We start from the raw sequence: 14678 nt of genomic DNA, 5'->3' as shown, positions 1-14678 counted from the left end.
TCCCCAGGTCTGGGCAATTTCGCCAGGCCTGGAGATTTGGTGTCTTTGTGTTATGACTGGGTTGTTGCGGTGTTTTCAGTGGCGAACAGTCGGTCGATGTCGTCTTGATTGAGGCGGATGTGGTAGTTGCAGATTTCGTTGTGCACCACGATTTCCCCTTGTTCTTCGAGAATTTTACGGGCTTCTTCCTCGCCCAGTGATAACAGCATTTCTTCCACTCGTGATCGGTCTTGCGGGCATTCGTATTCAATGCTTTGCGCTTCAAAGAGTTCAACGGTTTCTTCGTGAAATAAACGATGTAACAATGTTTGCGCGTCGAGCTGGATCAGTTCGTCATCGCGAACCGTATCGGTGAGGCTATAGATGCGATCCCAGCCGTCTTCGTCCTGAGCGTCCGTGGTGGGCATTTTTTGGATCATAACGCCGCCGATGCCGTCTTTACTGGCGGCGAGCCAGAGTTTCGAGGGCTGCTGTTCGGATTGACTGAGAAAGGTTTCAAACGATTCGGCTATGCTGTCGGCTTCGCGCGGCACATAGGATTGAAAAATATGATTGGTTTGGGTGTTTTCCAGGGTGACGAGTATTTGCCCGTTGCCCAGCAGTTCATCTAAGGTGGTTTCCGTGGTTAGGGTGGCGTTGGTTTTGGCGACACCGCGAATTTTCAGGTCATGGGTGGCCTCGACCACCAGTAGGTTGACCGGCCCTTTGCCTTGCACTTGCAGCGTGACCTTGCCGGGGTGTTTCAGGCCATTGGCCAGCATGACGGTGATGGCGGTGAGTTCGCCCAGTACGCGTGTGAGAGGTGGGGTGTAGTGACGGTCTTCAATCATTTTTTGCCAGGCCTGGTCAATTTGCAGGTGCTGGCCGCGAATATTGAGGTGTTTGAATAAAAAACGTTGTACAGCGTCGTGCATGGTAAGCATCCTTCAAAATAAAAAGCGGTTATTTTACCCTGAATATCGAATCAAATGACATTGACCTGATGTTGACCTGATATTGACCTTATTACAGTCGTTTGGGTTTAATGAGAAGGCGCACTGAAAAAGCGGTCAGTGAGGCTGACCGCCGACAGGATAGAGCGTGATGACGTGATTAACGCAGCTCGGTGGCAGGCGTATCTTCGCGCGGATTGGCCTGGGCGCCGATGCCGGATTTAATGGCCTCCAGAAGTTGATGGGCGCGCTCCGGGTTCAAATAAATGTCGGTCTGTACTGCGTTTTTGGGCGATTTGCTGCTTTTGGAGTCCTGTGTGTCGGACACATCGTCGTCTTCGTCAATCGGTGGCCAGCCTTTGCCTTCGCAGGTTTGCATGAGTGCGTCCGGCAACAGGCCGTCATTGAAGTACTGCGCCACCGTGAGATCCACACATTCTGTTCCGTAAGGGAAAAGACCATGATTGGATTCATGGTTTACGGTAATAAAGCGGGCATGGGTCAAGTGACTGAAGGCTTCTTTCGCCCCCGCAATGGGCGTTAAAGGATCGTATTCGCTTTGCAGCATCAGAATCCCCGCTTCGGTGGTGTTGGCGGCCTGAATATTTGGCTTGGTCACACTCGGGCCACCCCAGTAAAGGCAGGGTTGTTCTGTCACATCGTTGCCGAAGAAAGGATATTCGCGTAACTGTTGTTTTCCAGTGTCGATCCAAAATTGTGGGTCGGGGTTACTGGGGGTGTCGTTGCAGATAACCGTTGTATAGGTGGCGGAAGAAGGTTTCAAATAAATGCGATCAGGTTCAGGCGCATTTTCATCACTTTCTTCATTTTCATTGGAGAGCTGATCAATTATTTTATTCGCATCTATTCTTGCCTGAAGGTTGTTCTCTGGGTTTGGGAGAAAATCGGTGGTTGCCACCAATTCACGCAAAGTAGTCGGGTCGGCATCTGGGTTTTGTTGAATTAAACTGTTCAATACTTGGTGTATTCGTAACAAAAAAAGATTTATGATGGCAGTGCTGCTATTGCCAATGCGTTCAGCGACGACCAAGGTGAACAAATCTTGCTGGGGAATGGATAACCTTGGAAAAACGCCTCGCACGGCTTCGGTGGTGTCACCGAGTAAAAAAACATCGTTGTGTTCGGCGGCAAAGGGTGCCCAGTAGTCGTCTATCAGCCGTTGTCGCCCAGCGGCATTGCGAATGATGGCTTTATCAAAGGTGCTGGTGAAGTTCATATTGCTGTCCAGCAGCATTCGCCCGGTGTGTTGGGGGAAACGGCTGGCATACCAGCTGCCAAGCCAGGTGCCGTAAGAATAGCCGATGAAATTAAGTTTGTCATCACCGAGCAGTTGACGCAACAAGTCCATATCGCGCACGGTTTGCTCGGTATTGATGTAGCGTGCCATGGGGTTTTTCAAGCAGGTTTGGGCGACCAGCTTGGCGTTATCGAGTTGGTTTTGGGTGTTGTCGTCACTGTCAGTGTGAGTGGAGGTGGGTTTGTAAACTTCCTGTCCACTGCAGTTGAGATTGGTACTGGAACCGGTGCCGCGCGGTGAAAACCCAATCAAATCAAAACGGTTGTTCAGGGTTTTGAGTTGTTCCCCAATCGGGTTATCGGGATTGGCATTTTGCCAGAGTTCTCCGTAGAGGGCGGCATACGACAGGCCGTCACCGCCGGGACCGCCTGGGTTGAAAAACAAATTGCCGAAACGTTGCGCCGGTTCAGCGGCACGCGTGCGACTGACGGCAATCACCAGATCCGCTTTATCAACGGCATTGTAATCCATGGGCACGGTCATTTGGGTGCATTGCAGGCGATCGCCTAAGGCTTCAATCGCCTCTGTCGCCATTTCGGAACCGATGGTGTCACTGAAGAGATCCGGGTCGCACGCCTGCCAGTTGAGCGTTTGCTGGGTGTAGCGCGTCATCGGGTCGGAGCCGCTACTGGAGCTGCTGTCGGAAAAACAGCCAGAAATTAAAATCGGAAGTGCGCTGAGTACTAAAATGCGTCGCATCATGTAAGTTGCCCTTGAGAGAGTGATCAGGTTGACCGAATTGACATAGTGTACTTGCAAAACATTGAAATAGTGAATAATTTTTACACCTTTGGGCGTTTTTGCAAGACGCGCGATAAGTGTTTGTGACTCGGTTTCAGTTTGGCGGATGGTTGTTGTTTCAAAATAGCGATGTTCCGTTCAAATTAGCCTTGTCATTCACAGCTCACAACCACATTAGAATTGCCCTTGCGCCTGCAAGTCGGCGTGATAGGAGGAGCGCACCATCGGGCCAGAAGCGACATGGGTAAAGCCCATTTCCAGTCCGGCCACTTCCAGCTGTTTAAACTCGTCTGGCGTCCAGTAGCGTTTCACGGCGAGGTGGAAGTCGGAGGGTTGCAGGTATTGACCGACGGTGAGCATTTCCACATCATGTGCCCGTAAATCGCGCATGACATTGAGAATTTCGTCCATTTCTTCACCCAAACCGACCATGAGACCCGATTTGGTAATGGTATCGGGACGCTGGTTTTTAAAGCGTTGCAGCAGGTCCAAAGACGCTTGGTAATCGGCACCCGGTCGGGCTTCTTCGTAAAGGCGGGGAATGGTTTCCAGGTTATGGTTCAGGACATCCGGCGGTGATTGCGTGAGGGTGTCCAGCGCCACGGTGAGGCGGCCGCGAAAATCCGGCACCAGTGTTTCAATTTTGACCGCCGGTGTGGTGGCGCGAATGGCATCAATGCACTGGCGGAAATGGGCGGCTCCGCCATCGCGCAGGTCGTCGCGATCCACGGAAGTGATGACCACATAATTGAGCTGCATGGCGGCAATGGTGTCGGCCAAATGTTGTGGTTCGCTGGTGTCCAACGGATTCGGTCGGCCATGAGTGACATCGCAGAAAGGGCATTTGCGGGTGCAGATGTGCCCCATAATCATAAAGGTGGCGGTGCCGTGCCCGAAGCACTCGCCCAGGTTTGGGCAGGAGGCTTCTTCACACACCGAGTTCAATCCCTGTTCGCGCAGAATCTGTTTGAGCTCTTTGACACGGCCGATATGCCGAGCGGCGGGCAGCTTGGCCTTGATCCAATGGGGTTTTTTCAGTTTTGGTTGCTCTGGGTTCGGGCGATGTTTGAGCGACTTGGTTTTGTATTCGCCCTTGGACATCTGTTCATTACGCGTTTTCAGAGAGGGTTGTGCCGCGTGTTTTTGTCGGCCGGTAATCGATTCCAGCGTAATTTCGTGGGTTTGGGGGGCGCTCATAATGCAAAACTCTTTTTAAAGGGGCGTGTATTATAACGTTTAATGGGGCACCTCGAACAACCCTTGAGATTCTACGGAGCAGAACGTTGGCAAAGTAGGTTGGCAAAGTACGGCTAAGGTCGCTGGGTCGGGTTGGTCGAGCAGGTTTCGATTTCATGGCGTAAACAGTCACTCAGGTCAGTGAGGCAATGTTCCACACTGGGGAGCTGGGCGGGGTCTGTGAGCTGGTCGGCCACTTGGGTCATGCGAATGCCGCTGAGGCCGCAGGGGGTGATCCAATCAAACGGACGCAGATCCATGTTCACGTTGAGCGCCAGTCCGTGGTAGCTGCGCTGTTTGCGGATTTTTAGCCCCAGCGAGGCGATTTTATCGCCCTTGACATAAACGCCGGGAGCATCTGATCGAGCCTGAGCCTGGATGCCGAGCGTGCGCAGATAATGGATAATCGCATTTTCCATGGCGCTGACCAGCGCACGCACACCGAGTCGGTTGCGCTTGAGGTCGAGCAGGACGTAAATAATAACCTGACCGGGGCCGTGGTAGGTCACCTGGCCGCCACGATCCGTCTGAATAATGGGAATGGCGTTTTGCTCGGCGGCGGCGTGAAGGTGCTTGACATCGCCCTTTAAACCTTGAGTAAACACCGACGGATGGGTGACCAGCCAGAGAGCGTCGTTTGTGTCTTCCGTGCGCTGGTCGGTAAAGGCTTGCATGGCCTGAAAAGTGGTGTCGTAGGGTTGGTGCCCAAGCCAGCGGATTTGAATGGCCATGGCAGCGGCTTAGAGTGTCATTAAAATTTCAGGGTGCTGTTTGAGTTCCCCGTAAATGTCATGCAATTGCTTGAGGCTGGTGGCGTGAAAGGTGATGTTGACCGAGACAAAACGGCCGCCTTTGGAGTCTTTCAGGTGAATATTGTCGCGCATCACATCCGGCGCATACTTGCGGGTGATGTCGTAAACGGTATCCACCAGTGTTTCGCTGTTGCGTCCCATGGCTTTGAGTTTGTAGTCGCAGGGGAATTCAATGAGGGATTCGTTGTCGGGGGTGTGTAGATCAACGGTCATATTGGGTTGTTCTCGTTAATATCGGTTTCTGGTTAATATCATCAAACGGACTGGCGTTTCACAGACTTTGTTGTGTTTTACCAGGCCTGGTCAGTTTCAACAGGCCTGGTGAAAACGCCAGACCTGGTCAAAAGCGGCTGAGTGAGTGAATCAGAACCCCAGAAAACGCAGCAGACTGTCAAACATCAGCTTGAGTTGATCCAGCAGTTTTTTGAAAAAGGAACCTTCTTCGACGGGGGCTAGGCTCACAAGAGGTTTTTGTAACAGTACCTTGTCGTTGAGTGAAATGGTTAATTCCCCCAGCAATTGTGCTTGCGAGACCGGCGCGGTGATTTTGGGTTCGACGGTGGATTCGATTTTAAGATTTTTGTATTGGCCGCGCGGCACCGTGACGTACAAATCTTCAGTCAAGCCGAGACCGACCGTGTCCTGTTGGCCTTCCCAAACGCGAGCGTCATTGAGGCGTTGACCGGCTTTGTACAGCTTGTGGGTTTCAAAAAAACGGAAGCCGTAATTCAACAGTTTTTGACTTTCTTGGACACGCTGTTTGGCACTGTCAGCACCCAAAACAACGGAAATGAGTCGCATATCATCCCGTTTGGCGGAGGTGACTAAGCAGTAACCAGCAGACTCGGTGTGTCCGGTTTTGAGGCCATCCACCGATGCGTCTTGCCACAGCAGTTTGTTGCGGTTGTATTGGGTGATGCCGTTAAAGGTGAATTTTTTTTCCGCATACCATTTGTATTCTTCTGGGAACTTTTGGATCAGGGTGCGCGTCAGCTTAGCGAGGTCGGCTGCGGTGGTGTAGTGATCTGGGTCGGGCAGACCGGTGGCATTCAGATAATGGGTCTGTGTCATTCCCAAAGACTGGGCGTATTTGTTCATCAGCTCGGCGAAGACTTCTTCGCTGCCTGCAATGTGTTCGGCCAAGGCGACGCTGGCGTCGTTACCGGATTGAATGACCATGCCCTTAATGAGGTCGGCCACGGACACTTTTTTGCCGACTTCGATGAACATTTTGGAACCCGGCATTTTCCAGGCTTTGGAGGAGATGGTGACCATGTCATCCATGCTGATGTTGCCGTTGTTTAGTTCGTTAATGACTACATAGCCGGTCATAATTTTGGTTAAACTCGCCGGTTCCACCTGCATATTCGGGTTGTCGCTGGCAATGATTTCACCACTGTCAAAATCCATCAAAATATACGCTTCCGCAGCGGTTTTCGGCGGGGAAGGCACCACGTGCGGCATCGGCAGTGCTGTCGGAGTTTCAGGCGTGCTTTCAGTGTTGGGTGTGTCGGCCCAGACCGGTGTCAATAAAAAAAACGTGACAATAAAACCGATTGTTTTGATCATAGGAATATCAGAGTCTCAGGTAATTTAGGTGTAATAAGTATTCGGTGTAATAAATGAATCCAATGGTGGCATTCATAATCATGCTGGATAATTTAACATAAACGTATTGAAACCGAAAGCCAAAGGCGGGGCTAAGGCTGAGGCAAGTATGACGATTATTGTCACCTTCTCTCATCTTTTCATAGTGTCATGGATTTGTGAAAAACTTGGGCTAACTCGGTTGAACACGCTAGGGAATTTCAGTTGTCATGATGTTAATAAGCGTTTATGGGTGTGAATCGACATCAAAATGCCAAAGCTGATCATTAAGGTGACCAGTGAGGTGCCGCCATAGCTCATCAGTGGCAAGGGCAAACCGACCACGGGCAGAAGGCCGCTGACCATGCCAATATTGACAAATACATAGACAAAAAGCGTCATAATCAAGCTGGCGGCGGTCAGTCGGGCAAAGTTGTCCTGCGCGCGCGAAGCGATATACAGACCGCGAGCGATGACGAATAAATACAGCAGCAGTAATATCGCCACGCCAAACAACCCAAATTCCTCCGCCAGAACGGAAAAAATAAAGTCGGTGGTGCTTTCAGGGAGAAAATCCAGGTGTGCCTGGGTGCTGCCCATAAACCCTTTCCCCTCCAAGCCGCCAGAGCCGATGGCGATTTTCGACTGAATAATGTGGTAGCCCGTGCCCAGGGGGTCGGATTCGGGGTTGAAAAACGTTAGCACCCGCTGTTTTTGGTACTCGTACATATAAAAATGCCAAATAATCGGTAGGCTGGCGGCCACTAGGGCGGTGGCGGTAAAAATAAAGCGCCAAGACAGTCCGGCAAAAAAGAGTACAAACAGGCCACTCATGGCGATGAGTATTGATGTACCCAGATCGGGCTGCACAATGATCAGGCCGGATGTGAAGGCGACAAGGGTGAGCCCCGCCAGCATTTTTCGTGTCGATGGCGGTAGGGTTTCGTGTGAAAACAGCCAGGCCAGCATCATCGGTAACGCCAGTTTCAAGATTTCTGACGGTTGGAATCGAAATACGCCCAAATCCAGCCAACGCTTGGCTCCCTTACCGAAGTCGCCGAACAGCAGTACCGCCACCAGCATCAGCGCCCCGAGCATAAACACCCAAGGGGTGTATACCATCAAAATGTTCGGCGGAATCTGAGCGACGAACACCATCAACCCGAAAGCAAAGGTCACCCTAAGCAGGTGTTTGGATAAAATTTCCAAGTCGCCGCCCGAAGCACTGTAGACGACCATGCTGCCAATGGCGGTTAAGGTCAGAATGCCGAGCAGTAACCAGCCGTCCAGATGCAGAGAGACCAGCCACCCTTTGTTTTGTCGGTACACATTTTCTTTAGCCGGTAACTCAATTCTCATGATGGCGTTCTGCAAGGTAGTATTTAATAATGTCCACGGCGACCGGAGCCGCTTTTAAGGTGGAGTTTTCAATAATCACGCTGATGGCGACTTCCGGTTTGTCGGCAGGGGCAAAGCCGATAAATAGCGAATGATCGCGAAGGGTTTTTTTGATGTTTTCTTCATCATATTCGCCTTCGTTTAGGCTGAAGACTTGCGCGGTGCCGGTTTTTCCGGCCATTTCAAAATCCAGTCCACGTGCATATTGGTAAGCGGTTCCGCGTGGGTGGTGAAGCACATTTACCATGGACTGGATGGCTTTATCCCAGTTTTTGATGTCACCAATCGGGATTTGTTTTTTGGGGGCAGTTTCTTTCTCTTTCAGCAGGTGCGGTTCGACGATCTCACCTCGATTGGCCATAATCGCCGCGGATTTGGCCAGTTGTAATGGCGTGGCGGTAAAGTAGCCCTGTCCGATGGCGGCGATTATGGTTTCGCCGTTATACCATGACTCGCCGCGGGTATTTTTTTTCCAAGCTTTGGACGGTAGGATGCCGATGGATTCATCGTGTTGATCAATGCCGGTACGGTGTCCGAAGCCGAAAGGGTAAAGGCCGTCGTGTATCATGTCAATGCCCATATCGAGACTGAGTTCGTAAAAGTAGGTGTCGCAAGACTGGACAATGGCGTCGTTCATGTCCACTAGGCCGTGCCCTTGGCGCTTCCAATCGCGGTAACGTTGGTTTTTGTACTCAAAGTAGCCGGGATCGTAGATTTTCTTGTAGGGGGAAATAATGCTTCGTTCAATGGCTGTCAAGGCGACAAAGGGCTTAATGGTCGAGCCTGGAGGGTATTGACCGTTGAGTACTCGGTTGACAAGCGGGCGATAGGGGTTTTCCAGCAGGGCTTTATAATCTTTCTGACTGATACCTTCCACAAACAGGTTTGGATCGTAGCCCGGCGAACTGACGTAAGCGAGAATGTCACCGGTTTTCGGCTGCATGACAACCACAGCGGCCTTTTTGTCACCAAGATATTTTTCAATGTATTGCTGTAAACGAATGTCGATGGTCAGTTGAATGTCTTGACCTGGCTTGGCGGGAACCGTTTCCAGTTTGCGAAGAACACGCCCGCGCGCATTGGTTTCCACCTGTTGCAGTCCGGGGTAACCGTGGAGGATGGACTCGTAGAATTTTTCAATGCCCAGTTTGCCAATGACGTCGGTTCCGGCATAGCGGGCTTCATCCAGCTGCGAGGCTTCGTTTTGATTGATTTTGCCGACATACCCCAATGCATGTACCGCTGCCGAGCCAAACGGGTAGGTGCGTTTGAGTTTGGCAACGAGGGTAATGCCGGGAAACTGGTAGCTGTTGCCGGCAAAACGCGCAGCTTCCGCTTCCGACAGGGTGTAGGGTAGGAAAACCGGTCGGTGTTTGCTGGAAACTTTTAAACGGGATTCAAACCGTGCTAAGCGTTGTTCGCTCAGGCCTGGTAAAATTGTGTGTAATCGTGCCATGGTGTCGGCAATATTCTCGATTTTATCGGTGGAGAACTTGAGTGCAAAGACCGGTTGGTTGTCGGCAATGAGAAGATGGTTGCGGTCGAAAATGCGACCGCGCACGGGTGGAATCGGTTCGAGTGAAATGCGGTTGCCTTCCGCCATGGAGTAATAATGATCGTACCCATGCCATTGCAGATACGTCATGCGTCCAAATAATGCCCCCAGCAGCAGCAGCGTAAACGCTAGGGCAACGTAAAGCCGACTGCGAAACAGTTTTTTCTGGTGGTTGTGTTCGTTTTCAGTTTGAAAAGGCGCATTGGTCATGGGTCAACGGAAAGCCAGTTTATAGGTAATACGTTGTAAAAGCGTCATAAAAACAGGCCAGATCAGCGCCGCCCACAGGGGCTCCAGCCAGAAGATGTAGAGCGCATCCCCTTCGAGTACCGGGTGAAACAAAAACCAACTGACGACCTGAAAAACCATAAAGTAGCTGCCGATAATCAGCGACTGTTGCCAAAGCGGATAGCCTTTGAAGCGCAATCGGGAGCGTAGCATGAGAAACGTCAGGCTGATGAAAATCAGGCTGTGCGAGCCGAGCGGCGTGTTGAGCGATGCATCGAACATCAGCCCCAGTAAAAAAGCGGTCATCAGGTGGGTTTTATTGAGAATTTGGGTGACCCAAAACATCAGTGTGAGTACGGTAAAATAGGGCATCCCTTCCATTTGAAGACTGAGTATCAGGGTGTTGTCAATAATGATGCTGATTAGGTAGCTGGTGATGACAATCCATTTAATGTCGGTGAATTTGAGTGAAAATACATTATCGGACATCCAATTCTCCAATCTGGCTGGACAGGATCAATACCTTCTGAGAGCGGTTCAGTTCCGCAAGCGGCTCGGCGGCAATATTGTAATAAGGTTGGTCTTTTAGGGGTTGAATTTGCGAGATTCGAGCCACCGGATAGCCCTCCGGAAAGATATTGCCCAGGCCTGAGGTTTCCAGCAGATCCCCAATGCGGACGGAGCTGGAGTCGGGGATAAACATCAGCGAGAGTTGGTCGTGCCCCAGCCCACTGAGAATGCCTCGCTGCCCAGTGCGCTGAATGCGCACCGGTACTTGTATTTCCGGGTCGGTAATTAGCTGTACGCGACTGGTGGTCGGGGTCATGAAGGTAATGACTCCGATTAAACCTTGAGCATCAATCACCGTTTGATTGATGTTCACATCGTCCAAAGCGCCTTTGTTTAAAGTGTAATACTGTGAAAAGGGGGTTTGACTGTAGGCCAGCACATTGGCAATTTGAATCTTGGAGGCATCCAACTGACTGGCGGTGCCCAGTAGTCGATTCAGTCGATCCACTTCCAGTTTTAGTTTGGTCATTTGCTGTTGCTGTGCTTTTAACAGCAGGTTTTCAGTCTCCAGCTTTTGATTCTGAATTTTCAGCTGATTCAGGCTGGTGTAGTCCTGCTGCATCCAGTTATAAATGTCCAGCGGCAGCATGGCGGTGCGTTCAATGGGTTCGATGGTGGTCAGAAGAACGTTGCGAAATTGGGTCAGAAAATGGCTGTAATGATCCATGACCATCAGCGCAATGCAGAGGACAAAGAAACCGAGAAATTGGGAGCCTTCTTTTTGCGGCGAGGTGGTGCTTAGATTGATGACCGCCCCCTTGAAATCAGAAGGCGCTGTGAAAGGATCAGAAAGCGGCTGAAACCAGATTCAGATCCGAGAATGGAAGGGGTGTCACAATACAACATGTCAAGCCTGTCATCTTAGTCAAATGAAAAAACGTCAATGCCTTTTTCGTCCATTAATTCCAGCGCGCGTCCACCGCCACGTGCGACGCAAGTCAGCGGGTCGTCTGCAATAATCACCGGAATGCCGGTTTCTTCAGACAGCATGGTGTTGATATTGCGCAGTAAGGCGCCGCCGCCAGTCAGCACAATGCCGTGTTCGGCAATGTCGGCGCCCAGTTCTGGTGGGGTGTGTTCCAATGCGGTGCGCACGGCGCTGACAATGGCAGAAAGCGGTTCTTGAAGCGCTTCTAGAATTTCGTTGCTGTTCAGGGTAAAGCGTCTTGGAACCGATTCGGCGATATTGGCACCATGCACTTCCATGGTATCCGGTTCGATTTCGTGATAGGCGGTACCGATCTCTTTTTTGATTTTTTCCGCCGTGGCTTCGCCGATGACCATGCCATAGTTGCGACGCACATATTTGATAATGGCGTCATCGAAGCGGTCGCCGCCGACTTTGACCGAGTCCGACCAAACAATACCGTTCAAAGATAAGGTGGCGACTTCGGTGGTGCCGCCGCCAATGTCCACCACCATGGAACCAGTGGCTTCACTGACGGGCATGCCGGCACCGATGGCCGCCGCCATGGGTTCTTCAATCAAATAGACTTCACGCGCACCGGCACCGGCAGCGGATTCACGAATCGCGCGGCGTTCCACTTGCGTGGAGCCGCAGGGGACACAGACCAGAACGCGCGGGCTGGGTTGGAAAAAACGCGCTTCGTGAACTTTACGGATAAAGGATTGCAGCATTTTTTCGGTGACTTCAAAGTCGGCGATGACGCCATCTTTCATCGGGCGGATGGTCTGGATTTTCTGGTTTTCCTTGCCCAGCATCTGCTTGGCGCCTTCACCAACGGCAACAATGGAGCGTGAGTTGGAGCCGTGGCGATTATTCATGATCGCCACCACCGACGGCTCGTTCAAAACCATGCCTTTGCCTCTGACGTAGATGAGCGTGTTGGCGGTACCAAGGTCAATGGAAAGGTCGTTGGAAAAGAGTCCGATGATTTTACGCAACATTGAGGCAAATCCTTAATAAAAGCTAGTTTGGAATGGTTTCTCGTGAAAATACTTAGGTCGTTTTTACCCAAAAATAACGTTCGTATTCTATACCAAACGCCTGATGAAAAGTGATTTATTTACCAATGGACTGAGCACAGGATAAAAAAGGCTTGATGTGTCTCGTCTCGCAGAATTTTTGGGTTATCTCGGAACCGTCTCTTTTTGAAAAGTTCGAAATGTGGTAATTTAGTAAGGTTTTCAATTTTGCTTTATTGGAGAGTCAATTGTGTCATTGAATAAAACGGACGTTGAGTCCATTTCGCGCTTGGCGGCCATTTCGGTGGAGGCGTCGGAAATGCAGCCTTTGGCGGATAAATTGTCCAGTATTTTGGATATCTTCACGCAAATGCAGGCGGTGGACACCGAAGGGGTCGAACCCATGTCGCATCCGTTGGATCAGGTGCAGCGTTTGCGTGACGATGTGGTCACCGAGGTGGATCAGCATGAAAAATATCAAGCGTTGGCACCCGCCGCGGAAAACGGCATGTACCTTGTGCCGCAAGTAATTGACTAAAAGATGACTAAAAGAGACAGACTTCAGATGCACACTTTATCTGTTAAAGAAATGAGCGACAAGCTCAAAAAACGTGAAATTACCAGCGTTGAATTGACGCAACATTATTTGGACCGCATTGAACGCTATGATGCGGAGCTGAATGCCTATGTGACGGTGACACCGGAATTGGCGTTGGAAATGGCTAAAGCGGCCGATGCGTTGCTGGATGCTGGAAAAGGGGGCTTGTTGACCGGCATTCCGGTGGCGCATAAAGATATTTTCTGTACCGACGGCGTCAGGACGACGTGCGGTTCGAAAATGCTCTATAACTTTATTGCGCCTTATGATGCGACCATTGTGGCAAAACTCAAAGCCGAAGGCATGCCAATTCTGGGTAAAACCAATATGGATGAGTTTGCGATGGGCTCGTCTTCCGAAAGCAGTTATTACGGACCGACAAAAAACCCTTGGAATGTGCAAACCGTACCGGGCGGTTCGTCCGGTGGGTCAGCCTCTGCGGTCGCGGCAGGCCTGGCACCTTTGGCGACCGGCTCCGATACCGGTGGCTCGATTCGTCAACCCGCGTCTTTCTGTGGCGTGACGGGCATTAAACCCACCTATGGCGCGGTGTCGCGCTACGGCATGATCGCTTACGCCTCCAGTTTTGATCAGGCGGGGCCGATGGCGCGTTCCGCTGAAGAAACCGCTTGGTTATTGAATGCCATGGCCGGTTTTGATGAAAAAGACTCCACCAGCATCGAAATGACCCGACCGGACTTTGAAGCCGAATTGGGGCAAGACATCAAAGGCCTGAAAGTCGGTGTTCCGGCAGAATATTTTGGTGATGGTTTGGACGCGGGTGTGGAAAAAGCCATTCGAGACGCCATTGCCCAGTTGGAAGCCTTGGGAGCGAAAATTGTCGAGGTGAGTCTGCCGAACAAGGATTTGGCGGTGCCGTCTTACTATGTGTTGGCACCGGCGGAAGCCTCGTCCAATTTGTCGCGTTTCGACGGGGTGCGTTACGGTTATCGTTGCGAGAATCCGCAGGATTTGGAGGACTTGTATAAGCGTTCCCGTTCCGAAGGGTTTGGTGCGGAAGTGAAACGCCGTATTATGGTGGGCGCTTATGCCTTGTCGGCCGGTTATTACGATGCCTATTATTTGAAAGCCCAGAAGCTGCGCCGCATGGTACGTGACGATTTTGTCAAAGCGTTTGAGCAATGTGACGTGATTGTCGGGCCGGTAGCCCCATCACCGGCCTTTAAGATCGGTGAAAAATCCGATGATCCGGTCAGTATGTATCTGGCGGATCTTTACACCATTCCTGTCAACTTGGCCGGCATGCCGGCCATGTCCGTTCCGGCCGGTTTTTCTGGCGGTTTGCCGGTTGGGTTGCACTTGGTCGGTCCGTATCACAGTGAACCGATGCTGTTGAAAGTGGCACACCAATATCAACAAAATACCGATTGGCATCAACAAATGCCTGCGGATTATCAATAAGGAAGGAATGGACAATGACTTGGGAAGTTGTGATTGGTTTAGAGATTCACGCTCAATTAACCACCAAAACAAAAATTTTTTCCGGCTCGTCCATTGCCTATGGTGCGCAGCCGAACACGCAAGCCAACCTGTTGGATTTGGGGATGCCGGGACAGTTGCCGGTCTTGAATAAAGCGGTGATTCCGAAAGCGATCCGCTTGGGCTTAGCTTTGGGCGCTGAAATCGGTCGGCGTTCGGTGTTTGACCGTAAAAACTATTTTTACCCAGACCTGCCAAAAGGGTATCAGACCTCGCAGTTTTCGTTTCCCATCGTCGATAAGGGCGGTTTTTTGGAAATTGAAGTGGATGGCGAAAC

At 51.1% G+C, this 14678-nt stretch carries 13 protein-coding genes and 1 pseudogene; 3 read left to right on the top strand and 11 right to left on the bottom strand.

Annotated features, from left to right (window positions below; genetic code table 11):
* Window positions 1-50: 50 nt before the first annotated feature.
* The 11 genes from hslO to ACP5D0_RS06830 form a co-directional block, all read right to left on the bottom strand.
* Entirely contained in the window at window positions 51-914 is an 864-nt protein-coding gene (gene hslO / locus ACP5D0_RS06880) for an Hsp33 family molecular chaperone HslO (protein WP_472364924.1), read from the bottom strand.
* Between the two features lie 178 nt (window positions 915-1092).
* Entirely contained in the window at window positions 1093-2952 is a 1860-nt protein-coding gene (locus ACP5D0_RS06875; RefSeq protein ID WP_472364923.1) for an alpha/beta fold hydrolase, read from the bottom strand.
* 213 nt (window positions 2953-3165) lie between these two features.
* Window positions 3166-4188, bottom strand: coding sequence for a lipoyl synthase (gene lipA / locus ACP5D0_RS06870; protein WP_472364922.1), 1023 nt, complete (start codon window positions 4186-4188; stop codon window positions 3166-3168).
* A gap of 113 nt (window positions 4189-4301) precedes the next feature.
* Window positions 4302-4958 (bottom strand): lipoyl(octanoyl) transferase LipB, encoded by a 657-nt coding sequence (gene lipB / locus ACP5D0_RS06865; protein WP_472364921.1) that lies wholly within the window; start codon window positions 4956-4958, stop codon window positions 4302-4304.
* 9 nt (window positions 4959-4967) lie between these two features.
* Window positions 4968-5252 (bottom strand): YbeD family protein, encoded by a 285-nt coding sequence (locus ACP5D0_RS06860; protein ID WP_472364920.1) that lies wholly within the window; start codon window positions 5250-5252, stop codon window positions 4968-4970.
* Window positions 5253-5402: 150 nt separating this feature from the next.
* Entirely contained in the window at window positions 5403-6608 is a 1206-nt protein-coding gene (locus ACP5D0_RS06855) for a D-alanyl-D-alanine carboxypeptidase family protein (RefSeq protein ID WP_472364919.1), read from the bottom strand.
* Window positions 6609-6854: 246 nt separating this feature from the next.
* On the bottom strand, window positions 6855-7985 hold the full coding sequence (gene rodA, locus ACP5D0_RS06850; RefSeq protein ID WP_472364918.1) for a rod shape-determining protein RodA: 1131 nt from the start codon (window positions 7983-7985) through the stop codon (window positions 6855-6857).
* The gene (gene mrdA / locus ACP5D0_RS06845) at window positions 7975-9789 is read right to left on the bottom strand and encodes a penicillin-binding protein 2 (RefSeq protein WP_472364917.1); all 1815 of its coding nucleotides are present in this window, start codon (window positions 9787-9789) and stop codon (window positions 7975-7977) included. The genes rodA and mrdA overlap by 11 nt, the downstream gene beginning before the upstream one ends.
* 3 nt (window positions 9790-9792) lie before the next feature.
* Entirely contained in the window at window positions 9793-10296 is a 504-nt protein-coding gene (gene mreD, locus ACP5D0_RS06840) for a rod shape-determining protein MreD (RefSeq protein ID WP_472364916.1), read from the bottom strand.
* Window positions 10286-11059 carry a rod shape-determining protein MreC gene (gene mreC / locus ACP5D0_RS06835; protein ID WP_472364925.1) on the bottom strand — a complete coding sequence of 258 codons (774 nt, stop codon included), beginning with the start codon at window positions 11057-11059 and terminating at the stop codon, window positions 10286-10288. Before mreC ends, mreD begins: the two co-directional genes overlap by 11 nt.
* A 179-nt stretch (window positions 11060-11238) precedes the next feature.
* Entirely contained in the window at window positions 11239-12285 is a 1047-nt protein-coding gene (locus tag ACP5D0_RS06830; protein ID WP_472364915.1) for a rod shape-determining protein, read from the bottom strand.
* 268 nt (window positions 12286-12553) lie between these two features.
* Between ACP5D0_RS06830 and gatC the strand changes: the two genes are divergently transcribed.
* The 3 genes and pseudogenes from gatC to gatB form a co-directional block, all read left to right on the top strand.
* On the top strand, window positions 12554-12841 hold the full coding sequence (gene gatC, locus ACP5D0_RS06825) for an Asp-tRNA(Asn)/Glu-tRNA(Gln) amidotransferase subunit GatC (RefSeq protein WP_472364914.1): 288 nt from the start codon (window positions 12554-12556) through the stop codon (window positions 12839-12841).
* A 27-nt stretch (window positions 12842-12868) separates the two neighbouring features.
* The gene (gene gatA / locus ACP5D0_RS06820; protein WP_472364913.1) at window positions 12869-14323 is read left to right on the top strand and encodes an Asp-tRNA(Asn)/Glu-tRNA(Gln) amidotransferase subunit GatA; all 1455 of its coding nucleotides are present in this window, start codon (window positions 12869-12871) and stop codon (window positions 14321-14323) included.
* Window positions 14324-14337: 14 nt separating this feature from the next.
* Window positions 14338-14678: pseudogene (gatB, locus tag ACP5D0_RS06815) on the top strand (Asp-tRNA(Asn)/Glu-tRNA(Gln) amidotransferase subunit GatB); the annotation flags it as partial.

This window comes from Hydrogenovibrio sp., from assembly GCF_049975065.1.
GTDB lineage: Bacteria > Pseudomonadota > Gammaproteobacteria > Thiomicrospirales > Thiomicrospiraceae > Hydrogenovibrio.
This window is presented reverse-complemented; position numbering and strand designations above follow the sequence as displayed.

Coding starts and splice junctions, on each gene's coding strand:
- hslO (WP_472364924.1), bottom strand. CDS start 914: ATGCACGACGCTGTACAACGTTTTTTATTCAAACACCTCAATATTCGC.
- ACP5D0_RS06875 (WP_472364923.1), bottom strand. CDS start 2,952: ATGATGCGACGCATTTTAGTACTCAGCGCACTTCCGATTTTAATTTCT.
- lipA (WP_472364922.1), bottom strand. CDS start 4,188: ATGAGCGCCCCCCAAACCCACGAAATTACGCTGGAATCGATTACCGGC.
- lipB (WP_472364921.1), bottom strand. CDS start 4,958: ATGGCCATTCAAATCCGCTGGCTTGGGCACCAACCCTACGACACCACT.
- ACP5D0_RS06860 (WP_472364920.1), bottom strand. CDS start 5,252: ATGACCGTTGATCTACACACCCCCGACAACGAATCCCTCATTGAATTC.
- ACP5D0_RS06855 (WP_472364919.1), bottom strand. CDS start 6,608: ATGATCAAAACAATCGGTTTTATTGTCACGTTTTTTTTATTGACACCG.
- rodA (WP_472364918.1), bottom strand. CDS start 7,985: ATGAGAATTGAGTTACCGGCTAAAGAAAATGTGTACCGACAAAACAAA.
- mrdA (WP_472364917.1), bottom strand. CDS start 9,789: ATGACCAATGCGCCTTTTCAAACTGAAAACGAACACAACCACCAGAAA.
- mreD (WP_472364916.1), bottom strand. CDS start 10,296: ATGTCCGATAATGTATTTTCACTCAAATTCACCGACATTAAATGGATT.
- ACP5D0_RS06830 (WP_472364915.1), bottom strand. CDS start 12,285: ATGTTGCGTAAAATCATCGGACTCTTTTCCAACGACCTTTCCATTGAC.
- gatA (WP_472364913.1), top strand. CDS start 12,869: ATGCACACTTTATCTGTTAAAGAAATGAGCGACAAGCTCAAAAAACGT.